Genomic DNA, 226 nt, shown 5'->3' on the forward strand with positions numbered 1-226 from the left:
TATAATGAAGCTGATCCGCAAGGGAGATTACGACCCTGAAGTAGGCAATCTAGATATGGACGATTTAGTTTATACTTATCTGGCAAACTCAAACCAACTGTCTAAAGTTGAAGATAATTCCAATAACACCAGCGGATTTAACGATGTCAATAAAATTGGAGATGATTACAGTTATGATGATAACGGAAATATGATTGCCGATAAGAACAAAAATATCACTGACATA

At 35.0% G+C, this 226-nt stretch carries 1 protein-coding gene; it reads left to right on the forward strand.

Annotated elements, in window-relative coordinates; translation table 11 throughout:
- Positions 1 to 226: hypothetical protein (locus tag DMB71_RS00040; RefSeq protein WP_162614718.1), on the forward strand; the 226-nt coding region annotated here is incomplete at both ends.

It is taken from the genome of Flavobacterium tistrianum (genome assembly GCF_003254545.1).
In the GTDB taxonomy this organism is placed as follows: Bacteria; Bacteroidota; Bacteroidia; order Flavobacteriales; family Flavobacteriaceae; genus Flavobacterium; species Flavobacterium tistrianum.